The sequence below is a fragment of the Candidatus Bathyarchaeota archaeon genome (assembly GCA_026014805.1).
In the GTDB taxonomy this organism is placed as follows: domain Archaea; phylum Thermoproteota; class Bathyarchaeia; order Bathyarchaeales; family SOJC01; genus JAGLZW01.
Genome location: JAOZHR010000028.1, coordinates 1 through 6,110 on the forward strand (window position 1 = coordinate 1; position 6,110 = coordinate 6,110).

Annotated in this window: 7 protein-coding genes; all 7 read right to left on the reverse strand. The window is 42.9% G+C overall.

Annotation, left to right across the window (positions count from 1 at the left end):
- Positions 1-453: hypothetical protein (locus tag NWE91_07740; GenBank protein MCW3986280.1), on the reverse strand; the 453-nt coding region annotated here is incomplete at its 3' end.
- 7 nt (positions 454-460) lie between these two features.
- Complete coding sequence (locus NWE91_07745; GenBank protein MCW3986281.1) at positions 461-859, reverse strand: hypothetical protein; 399 nt, start codon at positions 857-859, stop codon at positions 461-463.
- A 13-nt stretch (positions 860-872) separates the two neighbouring features.
- Positions 873-1,907, reverse strand: a complete 1,035-nt coding sequence (locus NWE91_07750) for a hypothetical protein (protein ID MCW3986282.1) — start codon at positions 1,905-1,907, stop codon at positions 873-875.
- A gap of 60 nt (positions 1,908-1,967) precedes the next feature.
- Entirely contained in the window at positions 1,968-3,476 is a 1,509-nt protein-coding gene (locus tag NWE91_07755; protein MCW3986283.1) for a type II secretion system F family protein, read from the reverse strand.
- 11 nt (positions 3,477-3,487) lie between these two features.
- Positions 3,488-5,071, reverse strand: a complete 1,584-nt coding sequence (locus tag NWE91_07760; protein ID MCW3986284.1) for a type II/IV secretion system ATPase subunit — start codon at positions 5,069-5,071, stop codon at positions 3,488-3,490.
- Complete coding sequence (locus NWE91_07765; GenBank protein ID MCW3986285.1) at positions 5,068-5,526, reverse strand: hypothetical protein; 459 nt, start codon at positions 5,524-5,526, stop codon at positions 5,068-5,070. The genes NWE91_07760 and NWE91_07765 overlap by 4 nt, the downstream gene beginning before the upstream one ends.
- Before the next feature lie 2 nt (positions 5,527-5,528).
- Positions 5,529-6,110 (reverse strand): hypothetical protein (locus NWE91_07770; GenBank protein ID MCW3986286.1); only part of this gene is annotated, 582 nt, incomplete at its 5' end.

A 6,110-nucleotide genomic window follows, 5' to 3' on the forward strand; every position in this document is an offset into this window, starting at 1 on the left:
GTTCACAGCGTAGGGTAATTTAACATTGATTTGGCGATCAGAAAGCGAGAAATCAAAGTTGGCATAAGCACTTGTGATGCCAAAGCCATCATTGCCCCATGATAGACGGGTTCCGTTAGTGTATGGCGACGCATTTCTAAGTGTATGATTGAGAACCGGCTTACCAAACATGTACAAGCCACCCGTGAAGGATGCCCATCTTTCCAGATTTGCGGAAAGAATTGACCCCTCACCTCCAACCGAGATGTTAGCCAACGCGCCGGTGACTACATGTTTCGAGCCGAGTTTCGCAGCTAACACAAAATCGTTTACCCTTATTGACTCGATTCCATCCAGAGATCTGCCAACTTCGTAGATGTAAAGCTGCGTCGATAACAAAACAAGACTTACCACTAAGACTGCCAACACTAGAATTTGCCCCGAACAGTGTCTTCGATTTTTTCTTCTTTTCACATTTGGTTCACCTTGCTGTTGCTAGTTGCAAGCGAAGGAGATAATAGCTGCCTTGTGAGGTTGCACTGGCGCAGGGATATTGAATGGAAACTACGTTTTGGTTTGGCATTATGCCGTTTGAGATGGAGACGTTGTTGACTGGTTGCAGATTTTCGTTGTAAACTGTGAAATTGTAGGAGACGCCTACTGGCAACAGTGTATTCAATGCATCTGCCAGAGTAGTCCAGTTTCCCGCGTCAACAAGTCTGCCGAGTTGACCATCATTGTCCATAGATACAAGCAATTGCATTCCCATAGTTGTCAAGTCGTTGTCCTTACCAGGGTTGGATGCAGGAGAAATCAGAGTGGTCATGGTCAAGGCTGAGAACAACAGCAGAATTGACAGAAACGCTTCAACGATTCTCATCTGTCCCCTATTGTTAGGCATCGTAGTTTTGCACGCTCCTGCACGTTATAATAGACTCGTAAAGGACTGAGTTTATGCTAACAATGTAAGTTAAAGCTGCAGTCTTCGACATAGTGGTCAAATCGCCAAAGTCTGCACCAATTTCTAATGGTAACTGTGGATATGCAGTCCATTCTGCAAAAGAAGTTGAACCATTGTTTCCATTGAGCACAAGCATCATAGGACTGACATCTAGAAGATGTGGAATACTATATTCAACTGTTTGGTTTCCAGCAGCTATTTGTGAGAGGTTGAAATGATAGTTGCAGGTGAAGACGTAAGCGTTCGAAATTTCTACTGTCGGGTATTGAAAAGAGACGTTCAAGAAGTAGTTTAAGGGGCTGAGTTGGAGAAAAGTCCCACTAGGTTCGGGAGTTTCAGAGTTATGACCAAAGGAATGCACGTTAAAAGCCATCATTTGAGAATTCGCTTTTGCTTTCGCAAACACCATAAATAACGCCACCCCGTTAGGCGAATTCGGTAAAGTAGCGTTTACAATGTCTACTCCGTTAATGCCAGTTGAAGAAGAAACGTTGCTGCTATATGTTTCGACAACTGTGTAACACTGCAACCACGCCGAAACAGGAAACCCGGATTTACTTGTGGAAACCTGAAACGTATAGGTAGTTTCGGTTTCTCCACTTTGGTTCGAGACTAAATTTATGGAAACCTCAAATAAGGGATGAATTTTTATGTTTAGAGATATGTCTTTGGTTCCTAACGCCGCTGAAATCTCTTGGTAAATAATTGAGTGGATATTGTTACTATTCAGTCGGGAAACTTTGTCTAAATCAAGTTCATAAGGTCTTCGAGTTTCTGATGCCAAACCAAAAGCTGTCGGTGCAGCGTCTGCCATTTTTCCCCAATCTGATGGCTTACCTGTGCTTAGAAGTAGGTATTCAGCCAAACCTCTGCAACGTTCCACTCCATTCATGTTTGATAGATCGTTTATGTAGGGCTGCATAACCTTAGCTGTGCCAACCATTGCTGACACAATGAGAATGACCATTAGCGAACATGCAAAAAATGTGTCCACCGAAGATGCAGGCATCTCTTTAAAGCCACGCTCCTATCCTGATACAGCTCCAAGCATCCCAGCAAGGTAGTTTTGAGACAGAATGAGAGAGACATAGCCAGTGACTGCAAGCATCGCTGAATATTTAAAGCCCGCTGCAAAAGTGCCTTCGCTTATTTTGCCTATGAAAAAGCCGGACATCCAGCATTGAAGGATTATACCTATAGAAAATATTAGGATTTGATGTTGCATAGAACTCAACATGGCTGGTGAAGAGCCTGGCGCGGTGATTTGGGTTAGGACGCCGATTGTTATTGCCACTATGGAGGTTGTGAGGGCTATCAGCACACTCCAAACGAAGGCTAACATAACATAGGGTTTGAGTGTGGCCCGCTTGTCCGCCTCTATCTCTTTTGTCCTTTCACTATAATTAGATAATATTTCTAACGCGTCTGCAGAACCGCCACCAAACTCTATGGTTTCAATCAAAATTAGGAAGTACACCAAAACTGGCCAGCTTCGAATTTGCTTTTTTATGTTGCTGAAAATCTTTCTAAGCGGAACTCCCCACTCAATTTGGCTGCGAACAAGCTGCAAAGTTTCATTGAATGATCCATATCCTGTCCTTTTGGTGGCGTGGATGATGCTTTTCACAGGTGAAAGACCGATTTTTCTAGACTCGGTTACGTCTCTGAGAAAACTGGGCATGGCTTCTTCTGCGGCAAAGTTTTCTTTTGCGATTTTCCGGTAAGCAAAAGCAGGAGGCAGAGAAATGGCCAAGAGGCAAAATATTACTAGTCCTGGTAAAGTCAACATTTCAATAATGAAACCTAGTTGTGGCAAGAACATCGCAGCGGCAAAGAATCCTGAAGCAGCTCCGCTCGAGAATATAACATTGCGGTAAACTTCTTTGATAGAGAGTAAGTTGCTTTGACGCGCAAGATTAGCTATAGCCATGAAAACTAATGTGATAAAGGGAGTTGCGAGAAAAATCAAAGCATACATGAGGGGTTGTGAAGATGAAGAGGCCATGCCTACAGACGTAGACTCAAAAGTGTTTGTTGCAGACATTACAACATACAGAATGTAAATACAAAGTGTAACAATAAGCATAACCGCATACGCCTCAACTAATGTTCCCAGCTTTTCAATTGAACGAAATGCACCTGCACTTTGTACTTCTAGGATGGAATGAAGTTTGTTTCTTAAGAAATTAACCACGTTTATACCGCTTTTTACCGAGGAAACATAGCCACCAAGGAAGTCGCGGTAAGTTTTTGAGGTTGCTTCTTCAGCTTTTCTGTACATCACGGTCAAAGGGTCATATCCTAAAACTTCAACTTGCCGCACCACTTCCTGAGCTTCCTTTTGAGTTTCGGGCAATAAGTTGACTCGCCCCATTTTTTTCCACGCATCATAAACGGCGATTCCGCTAGCTGCCATCAAAGTGAACAACATTACAGTGAAAGGCATCTCCTTATCAATCTCGGAGGCTTTTTGCTTTCCAGAAAGCAATGTTATCATTGAGCGGAACATGTTAAGTGGATTATAGCTAGAGGCCAACGTGCTCTCACCTACTCAGTCTTTCTTGAACCTTTAGGATTGTAGTAATATTTGCTCAAGACAACATTTACGCTACGATGATCTCGAATATTACGCTCTGCCATGTTTAGCAACGTTTTTTTCCGTTGTTCTAAATCATCTAAAACTTGCTCAATTGAAATATCAAGATTCCTCGCAATCTTAGCTACCAAGTAGCTGTTGCTCAGGTCTTCTTGAAAAGTATCTGTAGAAGCACTCCATGTGAATGCGTCTTTTATCGAGTTTGCATTTTTTATCTCAGCTACTCGAATGAATTTTCTACTGGAAAGCCTTTTCTCACCGCTTAGGAAGATAGGTGTTCTAACATGCTTTACGATAATTGCGCAGTTCATTAATGGAATGATGGATGATGGAATGTTCATCGGAGGTTGTGTCAATCTTTGAATCGACATCTCTACGTCTTCTGCATGTATAGTGCATAAACCGCCGTGTCCTGTCGCAAGAGCTTGAAAGAGTACGTAAGCTTCTTCGCCCCGGACCTCCCCTACAATAATCAGGTCTGGACGATGTCGTACAGCTGATTTTATCAAGTCGTAGAGTGTGATTTCTCCTTCGCTTGCTACTCCGAATCCTGAGCGGGTAATGGTGGCGGTCCAGTTTTCATGAGGCAGGTTAATTTCAGCAACTTCTTCAACAGAGATTATCTTGTAGTTGGGTCTTATCAAGCATGCTATTGCGTTTAGTGCAGTTGTTTTGCCTGCTCCTGTCGCACCCATGATCATAACTGACATTTTGTTTTCCATCAGAAGCCACAAGTAGGCTGCAATGTTCTCATCTATGGTCTCGTTTTCAATTAAGTCAACTATGGTGAAGGGGTCTTCGCGGAACTTTCGTATGGTAAAGCTTGTTCCTGAGGGGGTGGTTTCTTTTCCATAGGATACTGCCAAGCGGTGCTGTCCGGGTAGAGTGACGTCTACTATGGGGAAGGCTATGCTAACGTGTTTTCCTGCTTTGTGAACAATCTTCATGACAAAATCGTTGAGTTCTTGTTCTTCCCTGAAAAAAATGTTTGTTCTAATGTTTTCGTATCGTCTGTGCCAAAGGAAAATGTTTTTGTTGACTCCGCTGCAGCTTATGTCTTCTACGTAGGGGTCGAACATTAATGGATCGATTCTTCCGTAACCGACAATATCCCGTTCCAGATAGTACAGTATCTTTCTAAGGCTTATGGAAGAAACATTCTGGAACACTTTTGGGTGCGAGTCAATGATGTCAGGCATTTGGGTGTGGAAGGACTCGCTTAGTGTTTCGTCGCCCTCAGGGGCTTGAAGTTCATATTCCGAGATGTTTCTCATTCTGAAGAAAAGGTCATTTTCTTCTTTTGTTAGAGGTAGTTCGTCGACAATATACAGGTATGCTCCCGTTTCTTCGTTTTGAACTATAAATGCGTAAGAGAAGGGAGCTTTTAACGGGTAAGTTTCAGTCTCAGCGTATCCTTCGGGGACAGTCCATCTTTTTAGGTTTAAGTATCCAGCTAAATCTTCTTCTGAAATGCTGAATTTTGTTTTTTCTTCTTGCATTTTTCCTTTTCTTTTTTTTCGCAATCTTACCTTCACATATCTTTCCTCCAAGTATTAAGATGAAGATTGACCGTTGACCCGTTCATGTAACATTTTAGAACTGCTGAACCGTAGCCGCTAGAGTAGTTTCCTAGGGCAGAAACCGTTTTTGGGAGATATACTCTGTTGGATATGTTGCCTTCGTGTATTGACCCCAAAGCACCTTCAATCCATGCTTTTGAGGTTACGTTGCGAAGTCTAATCCAGTATTGTCTGTTGCCGATGGCTGAAGGAAGCTGCAAAACCGCTTCTGAAGTTGAGTTTGTTACGGTTGTTAATGTTATGAGCTCGTATCCTTTTGATGCTATGCGGTTCAGCAAATTTTCCAGTTGCTCCATCTCTGGTATGGTTCTTAAGGTCGCCGCATAGGCACTGAAGGAAGAAATGAGAATAGTGGATACTGCGACCAAAGCGAAGAAGGCATAGAGATAACTTGGCGCTATTGCCGGCATCTTCAGGCTCCTCCCTGTATCCTCTCCAGCTTGACATTGCACACCAAGGTTTCAACTTTTACGAAGGCTCCGCTTGCGTTGCTTGATACTGGAAGTATCACTGTGTCGCTTCTTCCATCCAAAGTTGCTTTAACGAATATGGAGGTTATCGGATGGGAGAAATTGTAGGTTTGCAGGTTGGAGACTACATTTATGCATGTGGATTTGATGTTGAATTTGCCTTGGGCAATCAGGGTTGTTGATGTGTTTAAGTTGATTATGTAAAGTCTAAGTGTGTTTACTGGTTTTCCTTGGCTGAAGCCTGTTTCGCTTATGGTTGCTAGAGGGCGATAGGTAAGCGTTAACTCTGGCGAGGGGGTTCCAGGCGATAAATAGAGTTGTGCCATTGTGAACGCGCTTTGGTTAATTACTGCTCTTCTGTCGCCTTTCATGTAAAGCATAGAAACTGCAATTTCAGCCGATGGTAACTGATAAACAGCCTTTCCTACGCTGCTGTTAAGAACAATAGCGTAGAATGTATTGTTGTCTGTAATGTTTACCAGTAGGCTTTTTGCTGTTGGGTATGTTTTGAATGTGCCGCCCGA

Excerpts from the sequence above, each read along its gene's own strand:
- NWE91_07745 (MCW3986281.1), bottom strand. The coding sequence starts at position 859 with ATGAGAATCGTTGAAGCGTTTCTGTCAATTCTGCTGTTGTTCTCAGCC.
- NWE91_07750 (MCW3986282.1), bottom strand. The coding sequence starts at position 1,907 with ATGGTCATTCTCATTGTGTCAGCAATGGTTGGCACAGCTAAGGTTATG.
- NWE91_07765 (MCW3986285.1), bottom strand. The coding sequence starts at position 5,526 with ATGCCGGCAATAGCGCCAAGTTATCTCTATGCCTTCTTCGCTTTGGTC.